The organism is Streptomyces sp. NBC_01497 (assembly GCF_036250695.1).
GTDB lineage: Bacteria > Actinomycetota > Actinomycetes > Streptomycetales > Streptomycetaceae > Streptomyces.
Genome location: NZ_CP109427.1, coordinates 410,738 through 431,321, shown reverse-complemented (window position 1 = coordinate 431,321; position 20,584 = coordinate 410,738). Strand labels below are relative to the sequence as shown.

Here is a 20,584-nt window from a genome sequence, read left to right as displayed (position 1 = left end):
GTTTCGGTCCGGCCCCTCCCGTGATGCGCGCTCGACAAAAGGCGCGATCCATGAGCGATTCGTAGCGAGGTCAGGTGAGCGATTGGATAGGGTGACGTACGGAGGTGACCCGTGGCCACGGAGAATGAGCTGTTCGATGCGGTCGACGCCCTGCTGGAACAGGCCGCACAGGATGATCTGCCTGCCCCCGCCGAGCGCAAGCGGCTGCGTGAGGCGGCCGGCCTGAGTCAGGCCCAGATCGCCACGGCGCTGAACGCCCGCCGGGAGGCGGTGGGAAACTGGGAGACGGGCCGCACCGAGCCGCGGCCGCCGAAGCGAGCGGCCTACGCCCGGCTGCTCGACGGGCTCGCCGCCCGCTTCCCCGCCCCCGGGCCTGACCCCGTTCCGGCCGAGGCGCCGGCGGTGTTCACCGGCCACGCCCCCGTCCCCGGGCCCGCATCCGAAACACCGACCGTCCTGGCGGTCGAAACACCGACCGTCCCGACGGTCGAAGGGCTGACTGCTCCGGCAGCCGGGGCGTCGACCGCCCCTGCGGTCCGCCCGGCGTCCGCCGCCGCGGCGACCGGGCCGTCGCGTGGCCCTGCTGCAAAGAAGGCGGTGCGGAAGCCGGCCGCTTCAGCGGTCGTGGACCCGCGCTTCGAGAACGGCCCGCTGGCGGTCATCGACTGCGAGGACGGGGAGGTGTCGGCGTACTGCGTCGGCGGCCTCATTCTGGACGTGCCGGCCAAGTCGATCCCGGCGCTCGTGGAGTGGACGCTCAAAGAGGCGCGGCTCGGTCAGGCGCGGCTGCATCGCCACGGCAAGGACGCCGACCCGGTCCTCGTTCTGACCCGTTCGGCGTTGGAACGCTACGGCCTGCCCGTGGAGCTGAGTGAGGACGAGCGACGCGCCGGTCGGCTCCCCGCTGGACACAAGGTCCTGGGGCAGCTGGAGCGCGCCGACTGGCAGCTCACCCAGCGCGGGTTCGGGCCGTGGGCGCGGATCTTTCGCCCGGCCGAAGGGGCGAGGCGCCGGTGCGTCCAGCTGTGCGTCCCGTCCTGGAACGCGCTCGACGTGCGGGAGTGGGACGACCGGGACAACCCGCTGCTGCCCACGATGGGCGCGGCCGATCTGGCCCGCTTCCTGGGCACGTACGCGGAGCGGGTGATGACGCCGCGCGGGACCACGGCCGTGACGGGCCTGGAGTTGATGGTGGCGCTGCACCCGCCGACGATGGCCGTCAAGGACGAGGACACGGGGGAGTGGCGCGGCGCCGCCGCACCGGGGGCGTTGACAGCCGTGTACGAGCCGGTGGAGTGCGAGGTCCCCGACGGGCACCCGATGCTGAAGGGGAAGTACGCGCGCCACCACCAGCGCACTCCTGACGAGATGCTGATGGAGGAGTCCTACGACTGGTGCCGGCCGCTGACGGACGCCGAGTGCATGAAGCGGTTCGTCGTCGGCATCGACATCAACATGGCGTTCGCCGCCGCCGCGAACCGTCTCACCGTCGGCCTGGGCGGCGCCACGCACGTTCGGAGTCCGGCGTTCGACAAGAAGCTGCCGGGTTCGTGGCTGGTCGACCTCTCCCACGTGGAGATCGACCCCCGGCTGCCCTCCCCGTTCACGGCGAAGGGCACGCGGCCCGAGGGCCCGGCCTGGTACGCGACACCGACCGTCGCCTACGCGGTGGAGCTGGGCCACCAGGTACGGCCGAGCGAGGCGTACGTGCGCTACGAGCACGGCGGATACCTGGACGCCTGGTACACCCGCCTGCGCGACGCCTACATGGCCACGATGGCGGACCTCGGCGTCACCTCCGCAATGGAGGAGGAGGCGTTCTTGGAGGCGATGACCGTGCACAGGCAGGCCGATCCGGAGATGGCGCTGGTGCTCAAGGCGATCAAGGCGACCGCGAAGGGGGGCATCGGCAAGCTGCGCGAGCGCCCGCGCGGGACAGCGCTGTTCGAGCCGTGGCCGGCCCTTGAACGCAAGGAGTGGCGCCCCGACATCCGGGCCGCCGTCCTCGCGACGACCCGGGTCAACATGCACCGGAAGATGGCGAAGGTCGCCTCGGCCGCCGAGGTGTACCCGGTGGCGGTCGGCACCGACTGCGTCGTCTACCCCTCCGATGGGCCGGGCCCGCTGGACTTCCTGCCGCGCACCGAGGACGGCAAGCCGCTGCCTGGTGCGTTCCGGCTCGGGGTGTCGCCCGGGATGGTCAAGCACGAGGGCACCCAGACCACCCTGTGGGCCGAGGAGCAGCGCGAGACGTACGGCGACGCCGTCAACATCGCCCGCATCATCAAGAACGGCGGCAGGGCCGCCGACGACGGGGAGTAGACGATGGCCGACCTGCTCGGGGAGAGCCTCGATCGCGCGGTTGAGCAGGCTTTCACCCGTCCGATCCCCAAGTCCGCCCAGGCCCGGATGAAATACCTGGTCAGGCAGTTCAAGGGCACGAAGGCCGCCGCCCGGGCACTGGGTGTCTCCCAGCGCACCGTCGAGCGGTACGTGGCCGGCGGCCTCAAGCGGCCCCGCAAGGAGCTCGCGGCACGCATGGAGCGCGAGGTCACCAGGCGGTGGCAGCCCCAGATCCGCGCGAGGGCGAAGAAGAAGGCCGCCTCCACCGACGGCATCGTCGTCTCCACCCGCGCCCGCTTCGGCTTCACCGCTGCCCCGGGCACCACCGACGACGCCCGGGTCCGGCACATCACCCAGGCCTTGTCGCCCAGTTGGGCGGACCGGCTCTTCGAAGCCCGTGACCAGGGCGCCACCGAGCAGCAGTTGCTGAACATCGCCGCACAGGGGCTGGGCGAGCACTACTTCCGTGACAACGGACGCCGCGCCCAGGACCTGCGGGTGGAGTTCACCGACGTGGAGACGATCGAAATCGACCTCTAGTCCACCGGCGGCCGGGTGAGGTACTGACAGGCCCGGTGCGTTCCGGGACCGCAGTTGAGGACCTGTCCGGCCACGTGGACGCTCAGCGGACGATCCGGGCCGCAGAGCACGGTGGTTCGCGGGTCGGCCGCGGGGCGCTCGGGGTGCGGCGGCGTGCTTCCGGGGTGCGGCAGGGGGCGTGGGCGTGCCCAGGATTTGCCGGGTGTTCGATCCGGCGTTATTGCGTACATGACACACGACTTCTATGGTTTACCCGCGTCCACCTGGCGTTTTCGTCAACCGTTCTGATCAACGGAGTTGATGTGTGATGCGCAAAGTGAGAAGTCTCCTCGCGGCCGGCGCCCTGGTCGGCGCTTTCTTCGCCACCCAGCAGGCGCCCGCGCAGGCCGTCGTCCCGCCCGAACACGCCGTCATCGTCTGCCAGTCGGCGAGCTTCTACGCCAACTACGACAGCTCGTCCGGTCCTTCAGGCCTCATCGGCACGCTGTACTACGGCAAGAAGGTCGGCCACACACCGGGCAAGCACCCTGTCTACAACGGCTGGGCCGCTACCTTCGACTTCGGGGCGGGACAGTGGGGTTACGTCCTGAACAGCTGCATCGGCGGCTACGACTCCTGGTGAGGTCCACCGGGCGTCCGTCGTCGCGTCCTCGCGTCGCCGGTCGTTCGGACTCCCGTCGCCCCAGGCCGTCCGGCCCGCCCGTCGTCGCCGAAGCCGGGCGCCCGGGTGCCCGACGGACCGGCCGCCTACCTCGGGCCATTCCCACTGACCGCTTCGCCGGAAGGACCGCCATGACTCGTCTTCGTGCGCTCACCGCAGTTGTCGCCTCCGCCGGTGCGGGAGCCGCGCTGCTCCTGTGCACCGGGCCGGCCCAGGCCGACCCCATCGGGACCGTCGGTGTGCGCGAGACCGTGTGCGCGCAGACCCTGTACGTCAGGACAGCCGCGGGCGGGCCGTGGATGGGCACGCTGACCACCGGCCAGACCTTCACGGTCGAAAGCACCCAGCCCGGTTGGGACTACGGATTCGCGTACGGCGACATCAACCGTCATGGCTGGGTGCAGGCGGGCTGGTTCTGCTGACCGGCGCGCTGCCCGCCGCCCCTCGCCGGCCCCTTCCGCTCTCCCTGCACCGGCCCTTCAGCGATGCCCGCATCCCTCAACGGTGCTCGGGGTTGTTCATGTCGGTTCGGCAGCCGGCCTCCCACTGGGAGCGCTGGTTGCCGTGGGCGGGGAATCCTCCCGCGTCCTTGAGCATCCTGGCCAGGTGCATGAGGTTCCAGGTCATGAAGGCCGTGTTGCGGTTCGTGAAATCGTTCTCCGGGCCGCCGGAATCCGGATCGAGGTACGACGGCCCCGGCCCGGCCTCGCCCACCCATCCAGCGTCGGCCTGAGGGGGAACGGCGTAGCCGAGGTGCTGAAGACTGTAGAGCAGGTTGCTGGCGCAGTGCTTCACACCGTCCTCGTTGCCGGTGATCAGGCAGCCTCCGACGCGCCCGTAATAGACGTACTGACCCTGATCGTTGAGGAGCGCGGAGCAGGAGTAGAGCCGCTCGACCACCCTCTTGGTCACGCTGCTGTTGTCGCCCAGCCAGATGGGACCGCACAGCACCAGGATGTCGGCCGCGAGGACCCGCTCGTACAGCCGTGGCCACTCGTCCGACGCGGACCCGTGCTCGGTCATGTCGGGCCATACGCCCGGCGCTATGTCGTGGTCGACGGCGCGGATCACGTCCACTGCCACACCACGTCCTTCCATCACGGCGCGGCTCTTCGCCAGCAGACCTTCGGTGTTGCTGCGCTCCGGCGACGGTTTCAGGGTGCAGTTGACGAACAGGGCACGGAGTCCGTCGAAACGGGGTGCCTCGTCCTCATCGGTGTCCACTTCTCTCTCCTCAGCCGGTCGAAGATGCGGCAATGCCGCCGGTGGGCGGTGGAGCGACCAGGGCCCAGGCTGACGCCGCCGCCGGCGTCGCGGCGCCGTCCGGTGCGGGCCCCTGCGATACGGCCGTCGGACACACGGGGTACGGTCCAGCGGCCGACGCCGCTCCCGGGACACGAAAGATGAGCCCCGGACCCACACCGTTCCGGCCTCGAACCTCGCCGGAGTTGCACCGTTGCGGCCTCGAACCTCGCCGCACCCCCGCACCGTTCCCGGCCTCGCGCCGTCCCGGCACGTGCCGTCGGCAAGCGGTACGGCATGCGGCCGGGGCGGCTCCCACGGACGCCACGGCCGCGCTCACCACGTCAGTCGTCCCCGTCCGTGTCGGCGCTCCACTCCGCCGCCAGGCGGGCCTCCGACTCCTTGGTCCGGCAGGCGTCCTCCAGCACGGCCCGCACTTGTCCGCGCGGGATCACGACGCCACCGGAACCGTCGGCGAAGACGTGGTCCCCCGGGCGGACGCCGACTCCGCCGACGACGACGGGCCGGTTCACCTCGAAGGGAGTCACGGTGTCCCCGCCCCACTTGACCGATTCCCCCGCGCAGTAGACGGCCATCCCGTACCCGGCCAGTTCGTCGAAGTCGCGCAGGCGCCCCTCCGCCAGCACGCCGGCGAGCCCCTTTCCGGCGACACGGGAGATCTTCGTCCCCCCGCCCATCGACACGTCGGGGTAGCCGTTGGAGGCCATGACCAGCACCATGCCGGGTCCGGCGTCACGAACGGCCTCGTCGAACACATCGACGAAGTTGAACTTCTCGGCGGGTAGGGATTGCTCGCACGTGGGGAAGAACGACATCGTCACCACCGGGCCGAAGAGCAGACGCCCCGGCGTCGGGCTCGCCAGATCGAGCAGATGGCACCGGTGCCGGTGCAGGCGTCCCATGGCGTCCACGACGTCCGCGGTGCCCACCTGCCGCGCGAGTGCGAGCAGACGCTCCTCGGATTCCGTCACCGCCACCTCCTCCACGTTGTTGATCAGGACGCCGACGCCGCCGCGTCACACCGCTGCCTCTCCCGTTGCCGCGGGCCCGGACGCCCCGCTGAGGTCCCGAAAGGAGCCCCCGTGGCGGTGCGGCCCGGGTGGTGGGGGTCCGCCGTGCTTCGGTCGTCGCCGTGCGTCGCTTCTCGTCGCGTCCGGGTGCCGGACGCTGTCGCGAGGCCCTGGACCGGACGGTTCGTCACTCCCCGCTGCCCGTACGCACCGCGCCCTGGCTGGATCCGTGTTTCGCTTCCTCCATGCGCCACAGGTAGAGGCGTGCCGGGTCCGGTACGGTCGCCACGGCTCGGCGATACGCCTCAGCTCCGCGTGGGCCGGGGCCGAGGGCAGCTCGTAGATCTTCCGCACGCCGTTGCGGATGCCGAGGTCACCGACCGGGAGGATGTCCGGCCGGTTCAGGTGCCGGATGAGGAACCTCTCGGCCGTCCACGCGCCGATGCCCTTCACCGCGCTGAGCTGCTCGATGACGTCCTCGTCGGGCAGCTTGTGCAACTGGTCGAGCTGGAGCTCGCCGGACAGGATGTGCTCGGCGAGCGACCGCAGGGAGATCGTTTTCGCGTTCGACAGTCCGGCGGCCACGCGCAGCTCGTCCGGATCGTCGTCCAGGATCTGGCGGGGCGTCGGGGGTCTGCCGCCGAAGCGGTCCGTCAGTTTCCGGTAGATCGCCCGCGACGCGAAGGCCGAGATGTTCTGGCCGGCGATCCCGCGGATGATAGCGCCGAAGCAGTCCGTCGGCATGCTCGGATCGTTCGGCGGCCCGGGATCAGGCGGCAGCGCCGGGCGGATACCGCCCATGCCGTCCACCTCGTCGATGATGGTGGCAAGGACCGGATCGGCGAGGCGCAGGGCTTCTTCCGGGGCCCGCACCCTCTCTCGGGTCATGGCTCCAACGTAACGCCCGGTATCGGATGACGCGCGCGGGGGCGGGGAGGGTGATATGCCGTGCAGGTCCGGTGCCGGCGGACCTCGTCGACGCCGGGCCGTTGTGTCGGGACGGTGAGGGCGGCCACGGGCCGCCGCCTCTGGCCGCAGCCACTATATTTTCCCTTATGTCCGCATCGGGACGTACGGCGTCCGAGGCAGCGCGATCCCTGTTCGGCTTCGCTCTGCGACCGCCCCAGGAGCAGGCCGTCCACGCGGTCCTCGATGGCCGGGACGCGCTGGCCGTCCTGCCGACGGGCAGTGGCAAGAGTGCGATCTACCAGGTGGCGGGCGTGGTGTTGGGTGGCCTGACGCTGGTCGTCTCGCCGCTCATCGCCCTCCAGCGGGACCAGCTGCGATCGATCACCGGGCGCCGCTACGAGGGGCGCACCGTCGAGGCCGCCCTGATCAACTCCGGGCAGCGGGCGCACGACCGGCACGACGGCCTGGAACGCCTCGCCCGGGGCGACCTCGATTTCCTCTTCGTCGGTCCCGAGCAACTCACCAATGAGGAAACACGGTCCGCGGTGCGTGGGGGTGCGCGCGCCGTCGGCCTGTTCGTCGTGGACGAGGCGCACCTCGTCAGCGAGTGGGGCCAGGAGTTCCGGCCCGAGTACCTGCGGCTGGGAGACACCCTGTCCCAGCTCGGCAGGCCGCCCGCGCTCGCGCTGACCGCCACGGCCTCCCCGCCCGTCCAGGCGGACATCACGCGCCGCCTGGGCATGCGCTCCCCCAGGGTGGTGGTCTCCGACTTCGACCGGCCGAACATCTCTTTGTCCATGCGGCACACCCAGCCGAGCAGGCCGGAAGCGCGGGCCGTGGACGACGCGTGCGTCGACGCGCTGATCCAGCAGGACACCCCCGCCCTGGTCTACGCGCTCACACACGCCCGGTGCGAGGCCCTCGCCGACCGGCTGCGGCTCGACTCCTTCCGGGCGGCCGCGTACCACGGTGGCCTGCCCGCACGGATCAGGGCCGAGGTGCAGGACGCCTTCTTCTCCGGGCGGCTCGATGCCGTGGTGGCCACCAGCGCGTTCGGTCTGGGCATCGACAAGCCGGACATCCGCGCGGTCGTACACGCGGGTGTCCCGGCGAGCATCGACGACTACTACCAGGAGATCGGCAGGGCGGGCCGGGACGGTGAACCGGCCGCCGCGGTCCTCGTGCACGACCCGCGCACCATCCGCGTCCCCCGCAGCCTCGCCGCCCGCACCCACCTCGGTGAGGCCACCCTCCACCGCGTGGTCGACGCCCTGGAGAACGCCGGCTGCCGCATCTCCCACGCCGACCTGGTCCGGACGGCGGACGTCCACGCCCACTCCGTCGACCGTGTGGTCAACGAACTGTCCGAGCTGGGCTTCCTCGCTCTGAGCGGCACCGGTGAGCACCGCGTTCTCGAACCGGCGCGCCACTTGCCCCGCCCTGCGGAGCTGACCGACCAACTCGTGGAGCAGGACAAACGGCGCCAGGCGATTCTGGCCAGCCGCCTGGACGCGGCACGCGCGTACGCCGAGAGCACGCGCTGCCGCAGGGCGGAACTGCTCGCGTACTTCGGTGAGACCTACACTCCGCCGTGCGGCAACTGCGACAACGACGACGCGCCGAAGGCGGCGCCGGCCCCCCGCCCGACGATCATCGGTGGCATCCCCGTGCACCACCGGCTCTGGGGTCAGGGCCGGATGCTGAGCCGGGACGACCACGAACTCCTCGTCTACTTCGACACCGTCGGCTACAAACACCTCACCGCCTCGGCCCTGGACTCGGGGATCCTCGAACGCCGGTGACGGGCCCGCCGTCACTGACCCCGCGAACTCCGCGCACCGGGAGACCAGGGTGTGCTGAGGGCGGACCCCGGTGCGGCGGCAGCCGCCGGGCCGCGACACAGCCCCGTGCGGCAGGAGTCCGGCGCGAGCGCCGCCCCCGCCGGACCGGCTACCGGTGCCCGGTGGCGGGGAGCCCGGCGATGAGGCGATGCCGGAGGACGATCCCCGGCGGTGGAACGCCCGTCGCCGGGACGGGTGCTCCGGCGCCGGCCACCATGCCACCACGCCGCTGCGCCGAGCGGGGTGCGACGCCGCGGCCGCGGTGCGGTGTCAGGAGAGACGGCGTCGTCGGCGTGGCGAAGGCCGGAGCGGCCGGAGTCCGGCATCGCCGTCGAGGGTGGGGCTCAGCGACCGTAGGTGCCGTGGCACAGTGACGCGGCCTGCGCGTCGATGGTGTCCGCGTCCCTGCACAAGTGCCGCATGTCGTAGGCCGGTGCCGTGTGACGGTGGGGGATCCGGGCGGCTGGGGCGGCCTGATGGCGGTGCGCGGGCCGGAGGTGGTTGGCCGAGCCGCGCGGCGGTGTCCATCGGTGGCGCTGGGGGTGGACCGCTGCCGGACGGCTGGGCGGCACGGAGGCCGGCCGGTGCGGGGCGCGCCGGTGTTCGGCAGGGTGGGCGGCGTGATGGCGCGGGGCTTCCTTCCCCGTTGCCGTGAGACGGGACACGTCGTGCGCGTCGGCGGGCCGGGCGGGTCGGGTCGACGCGAGTGCGGCCGCCGTTCGGGGCTGTTTCCATCCCGGGGCGACTGCGGGACGGGCGGGCGTGGGAGCGTGCACGGTGGTGCAGCCGGCCAGGACGGCGGCGGCCAGCACCATCGCGGCACTTGCCCTGGCGATGGTCAAGGAGCGCATGGCGTCCACTGTGCCGGTCGAGCCGCTCCGGGCGGGGGTGGCGCACGGCTGCACCACCGCAACGGGTGAACCCGGCGGCAGCGGGAGCGGCTTCCTGGGATGCGCCCCGTGCCGTGGGAGGTGTCCGCGGACCCGGCCCCGGGCGGGTGCCGACGTCGCGGATGCGTCCGCCGCGCCGGACCGGTGCCGGAGTTCCAGCGGTACGGGCCGCGCTCCGCGAGCCTCGCGACGCCGCGGAAGGCGGACGCTTGACGGCGGAGCCGGTCGCCGGTGAGGCGGCACGACTGACGTGGCGGTGGAAGCCCGCCCGGTGGCCGGAAGGGCGAAGCCGCAGCGACCGATACGGCGAAGAGCATTCTTCATCGCCGTCAACTGGTCGGTGGATAGCGCCTCATGAGGTGTCACCGCCCCGAGAACCGCCCCGGGCGCCCTCGGACGCACCCGCTGCGCGCGGCCCGGGCCGCCCATCGCCCTGCCCGCGGCCGGGGGGAGAGGAGGCCTGCCGCGATACGTAGGCCAGGTAGGGGGGCAACTGCCGCGACAGCGGCAACCGGTGCCGTCTCCAGGCCCTCGCGTAGAAGGGGACCGGATGTCCTGCCGGCACGAGAACCGCCACGGGTCGTCGGCGTGCCGTGTCGGCGATGCCTCTGACGGTCATGTTGGCGTTGTTGCCCGCTGTCGCTCCGGAGGCGCAGCCCGCCACGAAGCCGATCGGAATGGCGTTCACTCCGGTGATCAGGCACGGGCGTGTCATCCCGACGCCGTTCAGGTCGCTCGCGATGCGGGAGAAGTCGGCGTGCGCCGTCTCGTTGCGCGCGACGGTGGCCGTCAGTACGCGGTTCTGGATCGCCAGGTGCACCGCGACGATCACGACCGCCGCAGCCGTGAGGTACGGGCGGCGTCTTCGTCTGCCCGCCCCGGCGGCGATCCAGCGCACACATGCGGCGGCGGGCAAGGAGAGCAGGGCGTAGCTGGGCAACAGGAAGCGCGGCGCGGCGTAGTTGATCAGTAGCAGGTAGGGCGCGGCAATCGACAGACCGCAGATCGCCGGCAGTAGCGCGACCGGCAGTCGACGGTCCCGCCGGGCCACCATCACCCCGCCCGCGACGAGCACGGGTACGGTGAACCACCACAGCGAGTTGGTCTCCAAGTGCCACGGGGCTGTGCAGGGGCGGCACAGCGTACGGCCGCCCAGCGAGCGCAACTGGTCGGTGAAGGCCGGGTTCCAGCTGAATCCGCCTTCGACCTGACCCGACGTGTGCAGCCTCGCCCCCACACCTCCGTAGCGCGTGTAGGCCTCCACGATCCACTGAGCCCCGCCCAGCGCGAGCCCGGCCAGCAGGGCGCCGAACACGGCGCGGCCGGGCCTCGGGCGGATCGCGAGCGACACCGCGAAGAGGGGGAGGGCGAGCCAGAACCCGTCGGGGGGCCGCAGTTGCACCACCGCCGCCGCGCAAAGACCGGTCCCGGCCAGGGACCGCCAGTGTGCACGCAGCGGACGGGGTGGGCCCACTGATCGCAGGAAGAGCCCCACGCAGGCCAGGGCGGCGAACGCCACCCAGAGATTGGGCATCGCCTGCGGGCCGTAGAACTGGGTGATCCACAGTCCTGCGAACAGCACTCCCGCGAGGGCCAGTACCCGGTCGGAGTAGAAGCACCGCCACGCCCACAAGGAACCGAGCAGGGCGGCGCTGGAGAGGACGGCGAGGTAGCAGCGGATTGCGGTGATCGACGAGGTGAGTGCGGCGACCGGGGCCACCAGGTAGGAGATTCCCCGTGCCCGCGGGGCGCTGAAGAACGAGGCAGGCGCGTGGGCGCTCACCTGGCTGACGTAGACGGACTCGTCGAAACCGAGACCGAGGTGCGGCGGTACGAAGGTGAACTGGCTTGCCAGGAAGGCCATCGCCACCGCGACGAGCCACGCTGTCCCCTTACGGGCCGCCCGCGTGGGGGCGGGTCTCGCGACAGGGGTGATGCCCGGTTCATCCGTGTACGTCCGTGTCATGGCGGCAGCTTACAGAAATTACTACAGGGTGTAGGAGGTGCTGTCGGAGCGCCGCCCGCCGTCAGGGCCGTGGCCGGAGACCGTGCGTGGCTGTCCGCGTTCCCGTGTACCGGACCCGTCCGATCAACCCAACTGGCCACCGCACCAAAGGGACACGCTCCGGTCCGCGCCCGGGCACGTTCCCTCCCGCCCGCTTGACACGCGGTCGGCTCCCTGGACGTCATCCACCTCACGGAAGAACAGGGACAGACCCCGAGAAGCTGCCTCTCCGGCGTTTCTTCCGTTCCCCGAACGTTCGATTCGGCGGTCGACAACCACTACTACTCCCGGATGACGATGATCCCCACCATCGAGCAGATCCTCGGGATCCACCCGATGAACCAGAAGGACAGCGCGGCCACCCCGATGGCGGCGGCGTTCACCCAGCAGGCGAACCTCAAGCCCTTCAATGCTCTGGTGGCCAACCGGACCTCGCTGACCGACGCCTTGGCGCCCCCGCCCGTCTGCGGCGTGGACATCCCCCGCGCCGCAGGACCCCAAGGCGGCGGCAGTGCCTTCTTCGAATGTGCCCACTGAGGTGAAGCCAGTCGCGTCGCAGTGGGACCACTGGAAGTCTCGGCAGCGGCTGACCGGCCCCAACGCCGCGGCCGACCACGCGAACCCCGCACATAGGAACCACTTCACCTGGTGTGAGACACACAACTGGACGCAGCCGTATCCCGGCGGGAAGAAGATCCTCGCGCCCAAGGACGTGCCCGGCGCCTACGACCCGTCGTCGGGAACCGACGACTGAGGACGGCGGACGGCGTGACGAACCCCGGAGCGCATCACTGTCGGCTCGGGGCTCGGTGCTCTACGGGGTTCGGAGCTGCTGTCCGCACGGTCGCTGCCTCGAAGCGGGTAGCAGGTGGCACGCCGTGGTCGGTGAGCAGGTGACCCGCTTCGCCCTCGGCAGCGCCGGCGGCGGCGAGGGCGAGGGCGACACAGGATCGCTGTGGGAGGGTTCTTGGACCGACGACAGGCCCGGCGGGGTCGTGCGTCGCCGGCGAGGGGTCCCGCCTGTTTACGTGTCGCGCCGCTTCAGCAGCACGGCTGCCGCGGCCAGGGCTGCCAGCGCGTACAGGAGGAAGAGCCCGATTCCGGTCCACGGCGCAAGAGTGTGGGGTTCCTGGTGCAGGGCGATGACGGCCTGCCCCGCATTGCTGGGGAGGTAGGGGCTGATGGCGTTGCTCCAGGACGACGGCAGGGCCTCCGCGAGTACGGGTACCACCAGCAACAGGCCGAAGACCGTCGCGATCCCGCCCGCCGTGTTGCGGATCAGTGAGCCGATCGCGACGCCGAGCAGTCCGACGACCGTCAGGTACAGACCCGTTCCGAGCACCAGACGACCGACGCCGGGGGAAGCGAGCGAGGTCTCGATGTGCTGCGAGGACAGGACGGCCTGCCCGATCAGGAAGGCGATCAGTGCACCGAGGGTCGTCAGCACCCAGGTGACGGCCGCGTAGAGCACTGCCTTGGCCCACAGCACCGGGAGCCGGCGCGGCACGGCCGACATGGTGGCGCGGATCATCCCGGTCGCGTACTCCCCGGTCATCACCAGTACGCCGAGTACGCCGATGGCCAACTGGGCGAGGAAGTAGCCGCGCAGGCTGGTCAGGGCCGGGTCGAAGGCCGATTGCTCGGCGGCACGCATGTGCGGCCAGCGATTGGCGGTCACAGCGCAGAAGAGTGTGCCGAAGCCGATCAGCGCGATCACGGCGGCGAGGAGCGTGTAGAAGGTGGACCGCAGGGTCCGCAGTTTGATCCATTCGGAGTACAGGACGCGTGCCTGGCTGACCCCGGCCCGGGGGAGAATGGCGGGGGCGCTTCCGGGCGCTCCGGTCGTGGTGAGGCTGCTCATGCGGGAAGTCCTTCGCTCGCGCGGGTGGGGGTCCTGTATTCCACGGAGTCCTTGGTCAGCTCCATGAACGCCTCTTCCAGCGAAGCGCGTTGCGGTGTCAGTTCGGCCAGGGCGATCCCGTGGGCGGCGGCGGTCCGGCCGATCCGGTCACTGCTGAGGCCGGTCACGTCCAGCACTCCGTGGGCCGACGGTGCCACCGTGACGTCCGGGCCCGTCAACAGTGTCCGCAGCCGGTCCGCCTCGTCGGTGCGTACGCGCACGGAACTGCCGGTCGCGCTCTGGACGAACTCCTCCACCGAGGTGTCGGCGATCAGCCTGCCGCGCCCGATGACGATCAAGTGCTCTGCGGTGAGGGCCATCTCCGACATCAGGTGTGAGGAGACCAGGACCGTCCGTCCTTCCGACGCCAGTCCCTTCAGGAGGTTGCGGATCCAGAGGATGCCCTCGGGGTCGAGGCCGTTGACCGGCTCGTCGAGGACCAGGGTGGCCGGGTCGCCCAGCAGTGCGCTGGCGATCCCGAGCCGCTGGCCCATGCCGAGCGAGAAGGCGCCGGCGCGTTTGCGGGCCACTTCTCGCAGGCCGACGATGGCGATGACCTCGTCCACGCGGCGTCGCGGGATGCCGGTGGTGGCCGCGAGGGCCAAGAGGTGGTTGTACGCGCTCCTGCCGGTGTGGATGGCGCGAGCCTCCAGCATGGCACCGACCTCGTGCAGGGGAGCCGTGTGTTCCGCGTAGCGTTTCCCGTTGACGATCGCGTGGCCGGACGTCGGTGCGTCCAGGCCGAGGATCATGCGCATGGTGGTGGATTTCCCCGCGCCGTTCGGGCCGAGGAAGCCGGTCACCGTTCCGGGGCGGACGGTGAAGCTGAGGTCCTCCACCGCGACGCGGTCGCCATAGCGTTTCGTGAGCGAGTGAGCTGTGATCATCTCTGGTCCTTGCGACGTTGAGACAGTGAGGAGCGTGCTCCGGTTCGCCGGGAAGCCATAGGGCGCCGTGGGGCGCGTGCGCGCGGGGAACCCGCCGCTTCGGTCGCGGACCGGCCGCGCCAGGTCTGCCCCGAAGCTACTACATGACGTAGATATTCGGCGCGTCGGGTGGTCCATCCGGGGGCCTGCGTCCGGGCGCGGCCCGTCCGGGCCCGGCCTTCGCCGGTGCGTCGGGCGTGGCGCCGCACACGCCCTTCCGCGGCTCCGTCACCGTGGATGTCCTCAGCCGACGGTGGCCGCGTGAGCGGACGCGACCCGGCGACCACGGCCCTCCGGGCCGCCCGGCGCCCTGTGGGCGCCGGTTCACCCGTGGTCCTTTCGGGGATCGTCGCGTCGCGGCCTCGGGTGCTCGTCGTCCGGGACCGCAGCCCCGCCGTGCTGCCCGTCCCGGGGCGGACATGCCACGTGCGACGGCTCGGGGCCTGACACCTCGCGCCGCGCGAGGCGCGCCGGCCGGCCGAGCAGCAGGGCGCACAGACAGAGCCAGGCCGTCGCGAACAGCCAGCCCCCCACGACGTCACTCGCCCAGTGGACCGCGAGGTACGCGCGCGTCAGCCCGACCGCGACGCCCCAGCAGAGGACCAGCGCGACCAGCGTGCCGCGGAAGCGCGGCGCGCGGACCAGGACGGCGCCGACGAGCAGGCCCGCCGTGATCGCTGACGTCGTGGCGTGCCCGGACGGGAAGGACCAGTTCGACGCATGGGTCGCCCAGTCGGCCGCGGGCGGGCGGGGGCGCGCGATCGCGGCGAGTGCCACGAGCCGCAGTCCCTGCCCGGCCAGGAGCACGGCCGAGCAGATGACCGCGCCCCACCCTCGCGCGCGTGGGCCCTGCCCTCCTGCGAGAAGGCCCGGCCCGGCGACCAGTCCCGCCAGGGCCGCCAGCAGATACGGAACCGCCCCCGTACCGGTCGAGGTGAGGGCCCGCGCCGTGGCGACGGCGACCGCCGGGCGGTGAGTCACCGCCCAGTGAGCGACGGACGCGTCGCCCGGCAGTGGCACGGTCGAGGACGTCGTGACCGCCGCGGCGAGTGCGGCGAAGGCGAGGAGGCAGGCCGGCCCGAGCAGCAGCGGCGCGCGCCCGCCGAGCCTGCCCGGGTCCGGGCCTCCCCGTCGGTACGGAGTTCTCTGTCGTCCGCTCATCGCTGTCACCGTCCCGGCGTCCGGCGCCGTCCGATCGAGCGCCATTATCGTCTACGGAACAGTAGACGATTCTGGGGGCCGTCGTCCGTGCCGTCGCATTCCGCTGCTAGGGTCCTGGTCCGTTCTCACCTCTACATCATGTAGTAGCTATGAAAGGGCCTCCTGTCATGCCCGCTATCCGCGCCTCCCGGCGCATTACGGTCATCTCGGCGAGCGTGGGCGCGGGCCACGACGGCGCGGCGGCCGAGCTGACCCGGCGGCTGGAGGCCGCCGGATTCGCCGTCGACCGGTACGACTTCGTGGACCTGCTGCCGTACGGACTCGGGCGGCTGCTGTCGGGCGCGTACCACCGGCTGCTCGTCCTCGCCCCCTCGCTCTACCAGTGGATCTACGCGGCGATGGGCAGGACGGGCCGGCCCGGCCTCGTGCTGCGGCTGCTGCTGCGCCGAGCCGAGCGCCGCACGGCGCTGACGGTGACACCCGCGACATCTGCCGTTGTGGCGACCTATCCGGCGGCAGGGCAGGTGCTGGGGGCGCTGCGCGAGCGCGGCGCGCTGGAGGTGCCGGCGATCACCTATCTGACGGACTTCTCCGTCCACCCCCTCTGGGTCGCTCCGGGAGTCGACGTGCACCTCGCTGCGCATGACGTGCCGGCCGGGGAGGCGCGGGCCCTCGGCGCGCGGGGGGTGCACGTGGCGGGACCGGTGGCCGGGCCCGCGTTCGGTCCGGTGGACGAGTCCGAACGGCGCGCGATTCGCGAGCGGTTCGCACTCCCGTCCGACTCGGTCCTCGCCCTGCTCGTGGCCGGTTCCTGGGGAGTCGGCCAGGTGCGCAGGGCGGCGTCCGAGATACGTGACGGTGGCACGGCCGTGCCGGTGGTGGTCTGCGGGACCAACGCGGCCCTGCTGCGGCGGCTACGCGCCGAGGGTTTCGCGCACGTGCGCGGTTGGGAGCCCGACATGGGTGCCCTGATGCGAGCTTGCGACGTCCTGGTGCAGAACGCCGGCGGGATGACCTCGTTGGAGGCCTTCGCCACCGGGCTTCCCGTCCTGAGCTACCGATGCATACCCGGTCACGGCCGGACGAACGCGGCGGCGCTGGAAGCGGCCGGGCTTGCGCCGTGGGTACGTGATGACGATGAACTCGACACGGCCATCGTCGAGTTGACGACCGGCGCTCGTGGGGAGCGGCAACGGGCCACGGGGCTTGCTCTGTTCCCACCCGGGGCGGGGCCGGCGGGCGCCATCGCGACGGCCGCCGGAGGGGCCGAGGCGCCCCGTGTGCCACGTCCGGCCCGGGTCCCGGCCGTCGCCCCGAGTGGCCACGCGGCGACGGTGACCCGTACGGCGCGCGTGACACGCGCCGCCGCCCAGGTACGCCGGCCTCGGCCGACGTTCGTGGCGGCCACGGGACTTGCCCTGACGCTCGCGCTGGGCATCGGGGCCCCGCTGGCGAACGCGGCCGGTGCCTCCGTGCCGGTGCGCCTGACCACTGCAGCCCACCGATTCCTGGAGGACCACGCATGGTGACCGGGCACCTCACAGCAACAGCAACAGCAACAGCAACAGCGGCTGTGACTGCGACGGCGGCCGTGGCCGTCGTGGGCGCCGCTGCCGGGGCGTTCTCCGGGCTCGGTGGTGCGGGCCGGGCCGGGGCCGCCGTGCTCACCGCTTCGGGCGCTCTCGCCGCCCTGACGACGGTGCACGCGGCGCCCGCGGTATCCACGTTCGGGCCCCTGCGCAACCGGTTCATGCCCGCACTCGCCGGCCGGGGCGACCCCGGGCACGTGGCGCTCACGTTCGACGACGGGCCCGACCCTCAGTCCACTCCGCACTTCCTGCGACTGTTGGAACGCGCCGGTGTCCGCGCCACCTTCTTCCTGTTGGGTGAGATGCTCGTGCACGCTCCCGGGCTCGCGCGGGACATCGCCTCGGCAGGCCACGAGATCGGTGTGCACGGCTGGGCCCACCGTCCCGCACTGCTGCGCGGGCCCCGAGCCACCGCTGCGGACATCGCCCGGGTGCACGATGTGGCGGCGCACGTGCTCGGTACACCGCCCACGCTGTTCCGTCCGCCCTACGGGGTGTTCAGTGCCTCCGCGTACCTGGCCTGCCGCGCACTCGGCATGCGGCCCGTCCTGTGGACGGCGTGGGGTGAGGACTGGCGGCGCGGCGCCACGCCGCGCTCCGTGCACGACACCGTCATGCGGTCCCTGCGCGGTGGCGGCACCGTCCTGCTCCATGACTCCGACTGCACGTCGGCCCCCGGCTCGTGGCGGGTGACACTGGGTGCCGTGCCGCGGCTCCTGGACACGTGTGCGGAACGCGGCTGGCGAGTCGGACCACTGCGCGACCACGGCCGACAGGAACGCCACAGGTCATAGGGGGCCTGCCGGCGCAAGGGTGCGCGTCATGGCCGCGCCTGCCTGCGGTGGTGGACCCGAGCGCGCTGCGCCCGTGTGGCCACACCGGTTCGTCGGCCCGGCTGCGGAAACCCTGCGGGCCCCGGAAATCAGCACGACATCCTCGGCGTTCGGTGTTCGGTGTTACGGGGTCGCGTTGCGAACGACATCGGTCCGCGCGCGCCGGAGGGGGCGCTTTCACGACTCGGATGATCTTACGTGCCGGCTCCGCAGGGTGCGGCGGCAGGTGGCTGTTCAGCGAGGCGGCGTTCTGATGACGCGTATGGCCGAAATCCTGGTGTACGCCATTCCTGGACATCGGGCAGGAATGCGAATGCTTCGTAGCCTTCCAGCGCTTTTACGCTCCTGCGTGTCGTCGTCTCTGTCGAATGCGGCGGTGGCGCGCAGGTGTCTGACAGCGCCAGGCGTGCCTGGCCGGCGTGAGAGCTGGAGGTGGTCGACCCGCGATGGGCGCCCGTGACCGCGACGGACGTCCTCATCGGCGGACCATCGGACCAGCGGACCGGATCGCGCGTGGCGCCCTGAGCGCGCGATATCCGTCCCGAGCCGGTGATCTTGATCACCAACGGGGCAGCGGGGGTCGCCAACGGCTTCCTGCCCCCCGATGCGAGAGGCATCCTCTGCCCGTCCGTGTCGGTCCGGGAGCGGCCGGCCCCCGGGCTTCCACCGTGGCGGACGGGTGCGTGCCTCCCTGCCGTAACCTCGATGACCTGCTGAAGAAGCCGGGCGGTCGCGATTCGCCGGAGGCGCCGGCCGCCTCGGCAGCATCGGCAGAAGGGACGCTCTGCCGCGGCGATCTGACCCTTCGTCGGCCGAGCGGAGCGCTCTTCGCTGACCGACTGTAGTGCCCTGCTGTCGCCAATCTCACCTGGGTCGATGGACGGCCCGGGTGGCGGGAAGCCGGCAACGACGCGTTCCCAGGTGGAGATCGCGTGAAAGAAACGATGTCGGTGCGACGCATGAGGGGCGGCGAGCAGGGCCCGGAGTCCGTCGCCGGGATGGCACATGCACGTGGCAAACCCCTGCCATCTGGCCCGCAGGCCTGCCATGTTGACCGGGCGGCGGGAGAGTACAGGTTCAGATGTGGAACTGTCGTGCCTGTTGCTCCATTGGGTGATGAACGAGGCTTCGGTCAACTGCCCCTGCCGGGCACCGTTATGCTCCCGCCCATCGTCATTCGTCTGATAATTTGAAGGTGCTGATGGTCCGCAAAGAATCACCGCCCGGAGCTGCAGGATCCGAGGCGTCGCGCCTATGGCTGCTGCCGGCCGTTGCGACGGCGGCGGTCGCTGCGCTGATCGGTTACCTGGTCCCGTCCTCGGCTCGCACGCTGGTCGTGGTGCTCGGTGTGGTGGCCGTCGTTGTGACGGCTGCCGTCGGGGGTGTCGCAGCGCGCCGAGGCAGGCGTATCAAGGAACTGACTGCCACCGTGGCCGCGCAGCGCACTGCGTTGTCACAGCAGGAGAACGCCACCGTGCGGCTGGCCGGCGTTCTGCTCCCCGAGGCGATGGAACGCCTGCGCAAGGGCGAGTTCCAGGAGGACGTGCTCGCCTCGCTGACGGCCGGATACGGTCTTGAGTCCGGCCTGACCGCCGAGTTCCAGGCGGCACACCGGGCGGTGCTGACATCGGTCCTCGACGCCGTGAGCGCCGAGGAGGACCTCCGTGAGTCCGCGCAGCGCGCCTTCGTCAACGTCGCCCGGCGTATCCAGGCCTTCGTCCACCAGCAGGCGCTGGAACTGCGGCAGATGGAAGACCGGCACGGGCAGGTACCGGAGGTCTTCGGCGATCTGCTGGAGCTGGACCACGGCAACTCGCTCATCGGACGACTCGCCGCGACGATCGCCGTGCTCGGTGGCGCACGTCCGGGTCACCAGTGGCGCAAGCCCGTTCCGCTGTACAGCGTGCTGCGCGGTGCCATGGGCCAGATCATCCCCTACCAGCGGGTCGATCTGCACTCGGTCTCCGAGGTCGCTGTCGAGGGTCCCGGTGTCGGGCCGCTGATCCACGCCCTGGCCGAGTTGCTCGACAACGCCACGCGGTACTCGCCGCCGCATACCCGGGTCCATCTGACCACGGTCGAGGTGCAGTCGGGTATCGCCATCGAGATCGAGGACGGCGGTGTCAGCATGAGTGAGGAGGCCCGCAAGCGGGCCGAGCGCATGCTGCACCAGGCGCAGCAGGGCATCGACGTGGCCGACCTGGGGGAGACCCCGCGTCTGGGGTTGGCTGCTGTCGGCAAGCTGGCGCAGGCCAACGGTTTCACGGTCTCGCTGAGGGCCTCCGCGTACGGTGGTGTGCGAGCCGTCCTGGTCGTCCCGCAGAAGCTGATCACCACCACCACGAGTGTGTCCGGGCTGGCGCGGGCGCACGGCATCGGCACCGTCTCCGGGCCGAGGGAGGAGACTCCCGAATCGGCGCGGCCCACTTCCCGCCCGGCCTCCGGCCCGGCATACGTCGAGGACGAGAGCGACATCGGCCCCGAGGTCCCACGCGCGAACAACGGCTTGCCGCAGCGCCGCCGCCGGGCCCAGATAAGCACGCCGCCTCCCCCGTCCGAAAAGACGTCGACCGAATCCGAGCCGGCAGCACAGCCCGGCGAATGGTTCGCCGCCTTCAGCAGTGCCGTTTCCGGTGACCCCTCGCAGCACAACACCAAGCCCGGCTCGACCGGCAAGGGGGAGCAGCAGTGACTCAGCAGGCCAACCTGGACT

18 protein-coding genes are annotated in these 20,584 nt (G+C 71.4%); 10 read left to right on the top strand and 8 right to left on the bottom strand.

Annotated elements, in window-relative coordinates:
• Nucleotides 1-111: 111 nt before the first annotated feature.
• The 4 genes from tap (at nucleotide 112) to OG310_RS01960 (ending at nucleotide 3,966) form a co-directional block, all read left to right on the top strand.
• Nucleotides 112-2,322, top strand: coding sequence for a telomere-associated protein Tap (gene tap, locus OG310_RS01975; RefSeq protein WP_329454117.1), 2,211 nt, complete (start codon nucleotides 112-114; stop codon nucleotides 2,320-2,322).
• Between the two features lie 3 nt (nucleotides 2,323-2,325).
• Entirely contained in the window at nucleotides 2,326-2,883 is a 558-nt protein-coding gene (gene tpg / locus OG310_RS01970; RefSeq protein ID WP_329454116.1) for a telomere-protecting terminal protein Tpg, read from the top strand.
• A gap of 316 nt (nucleotides 2,884-3,199) precedes the next feature.
• Nucleotides 3,200-3,505 carry a hypothetical protein gene (locus OG310_RS01965; RefSeq protein ID WP_329454115.1) on the top strand — a complete coding sequence of 102 codons (306 nt, stop codon included), beginning with the start codon at nucleotides 3,200-3,202 and terminating at the stop codon, nucleotides 3,503-3,505.
• Between the two features lie 170 nt (nucleotides 3,506-3,675).
• A complete protein-coding gene (locus OG310_RS01960) occupies nucleotides 3,676-3,966 on the top strand; it encodes a hypothetical protein (RefSeq protein ID WP_329454114.1) in 291 nt (96 codons plus the stop codon).
• 76 nt (nucleotides 3,967-4,042) lie between these two features.
• Here OG310_RS01960 and OG310_RS01955 read toward each other — a convergent pair whose 3' ends face one another.
• The 3 genes from OG310_RS01955 to OG310_RS01945 form a co-directional block, all read right to left on the bottom strand.
• A complete protein-coding gene (locus OG310_RS01955; RefSeq protein ID WP_329454113.1) occupies nucleotides 4,043-4,768 on the bottom strand; it encodes a flavodoxin family protein in 726 nt (241 codons plus the stop codon).
• A 362-nt stretch (nucleotides 4,769-5,130) separates the two neighbouring features.
• Complete coding sequence (locus OG310_RS01950) at nucleotides 5,131-5,778, bottom strand: RraA family protein (protein WP_329454112.1); 648 nt, start codon at nucleotides 5,776-5,778, stop codon at nucleotides 5,131-5,133.
• 45 nt (nucleotides 5,779-5,823) lie between these two features.
• Nucleotides 5,824-6,705 (bottom strand): DNA-3-methyladenine glycosylase family protein, encoded by an 882-nt coding sequence (locus OG310_RS01945; protein ID WP_329454111.1) that lies wholly within the window; start codon nucleotides 6,703-6,705, stop codon nucleotides 5,824-5,826.
• 167 nt (nucleotides 6,706-6,872) lie between these two features.
• On the opposite strand from OG310_RS01945, the gene OG310_RS01940 reads away from it, so the two are divergent.
• Nucleotides 6,873-8,528, top strand: coding sequence for a RecQ family ATP-dependent DNA helicase (locus tag OG310_RS01940; protein ID WP_329454110.1), 1,656 nt, complete (start codon nucleotides 6,873-6,875; stop codon nucleotides 8,526-8,528).
• A 383-nt stretch (nucleotides 8,529-8,911) separates the two neighbouring features.
• Here OG310_RS01940 and OG310_RS01935 read toward each other — a convergent pair whose 3' ends face one another.
• Together OG310_RS01935 and OG310_RS01930 are read right to left on the bottom strand one after the other, a co-directional pair.
• Nucleotides 8,912-9,418 (bottom strand): hypothetical protein, encoded by a 507-nt coding sequence (locus OG310_RS01935; RefSeq protein ID WP_329454109.1) that lies wholly within the window; start codon nucleotides 9,416-9,418, stop codon nucleotides 8,912-8,914.
• Nucleotides 9,419-9,809: 391 nt separating this feature from the next.
• Complete coding sequence (locus tag OG310_RS01930; RefSeq protein WP_329454108.1) at nucleotides 9,810-11,423, bottom strand: hypothetical protein; 1,614 nt, start codon at nucleotides 11,421-11,423, stop codon at nucleotides 9,810-9,812.
• A 330-nt stretch (nucleotides 11,424-11,753) separates the two neighbouring features.
• On the opposite strand from OG310_RS01930, the gene OG310_RS38465 reads away from it, so the two are divergent.
• Together OG310_RS38465 and OG310_RS38460 are read left to right on the top strand one after the other, a co-directional pair.
• Complete coding sequence (locus OG310_RS38465; protein ID WP_443078529.1) at nucleotides 11,754-11,999, top strand: hypothetical protein; 246 nt, start codon at nucleotides 11,754-11,756, stop codon at nucleotides 11,997-11,999.
• 1 nt (nucleotide 12,000) lies between these two features.
• Nucleotides 12,001-12,216 carry a hypothetical protein gene (locus OG310_RS38460; protein WP_443078528.1) on the top strand — a complete coding sequence of 72 codons (216 nt, stop codon included), beginning with the start codon at nucleotides 12,001-12,003 and terminating at the stop codon, nucleotides 12,214-12,216.
• 270 nt (nucleotides 12,217-12,486) lie between these two features.
• On the opposite strand, the gene OG310_RS01920 is transcribed toward OG310_RS38460, so the two are convergent.
• The 3 genes from OG310_RS01920 to OG310_RS01910 form a co-directional block, all read right to left on the bottom strand.
• Entirely contained in the window at nucleotides 12,487-13,323 is an 837-nt protein-coding gene (locus tag OG310_RS01920; RefSeq protein WP_329454107.1) for an ABC transporter permease, read from the bottom strand.
• Complete coding sequence (locus tag OG310_RS01915) at nucleotides 13,320-14,249, bottom strand: ABC transporter ATP-binding protein (protein ID WP_329454106.1); 930 nt, start codon at nucleotides 14,247-14,249, stop codon at nucleotides 13,320-13,322. The genes OG310_RS01920 and OG310_RS01915 overlap by 4 nt, the downstream gene beginning before the upstream one ends.
• 363 nt (nucleotides 14,250-14,612) lie before the next feature.
• A complete protein-coding gene (locus OG310_RS01910; RefSeq protein WP_329454105.1) occupies nucleotides 14,613-15,449 on the bottom strand; it encodes a phosphatase PAP2 family protein in 837 nt (278 codons plus the stop codon).
• Nucleotides 15,450-15,616: 167 nt separating this feature from the next.
• Here OG310_RS01910 and OG310_RS01905 point away from each other — a divergent pair, with 167 nt between their 5' ends.
• From OG310_RS01905 to OG310_RS01895, 3 genes are all read left to right on the top strand, one after another.
• The gene (locus OG310_RS01905; RefSeq protein ID WP_329454104.1) at nucleotides 15,617-16,978 is read left to right on the top strand and encodes an MGDG synthase family glycosyltransferase; all 1,362 of its coding nucleotides are present in this window, start codon (nucleotides 15,617-15,619) and stop codon (nucleotides 16,976-16,978) included.
• On the top strand, nucleotides 16,972-17,832 hold the full coding sequence (locus tag OG310_RS01900) for a polysaccharide deacetylase family protein (protein WP_329454103.1): 861 nt from the start codon (nucleotides 16,972-16,974) through the stop codon (nucleotides 17,830-17,832). The genes OG310_RS01905 and OG310_RS01900 overlap by 7 nt, the downstream gene beginning before the upstream one ends.
• A gap of 1,240 nt (nucleotides 17,833-19,072) precedes the next feature.
• Nucleotides 19,073-20,563, top strand: coding sequence for a sensor histidine kinase (locus OG310_RS01895; RefSeq protein ID WP_329454102.1), 1,491 nt, complete (start codon nucleotides 19,073-19,075; stop codon nucleotides 20,561-20,563).
• Nucleotides 20,564-20,584 lie beyond the last annotated feature (21 nt).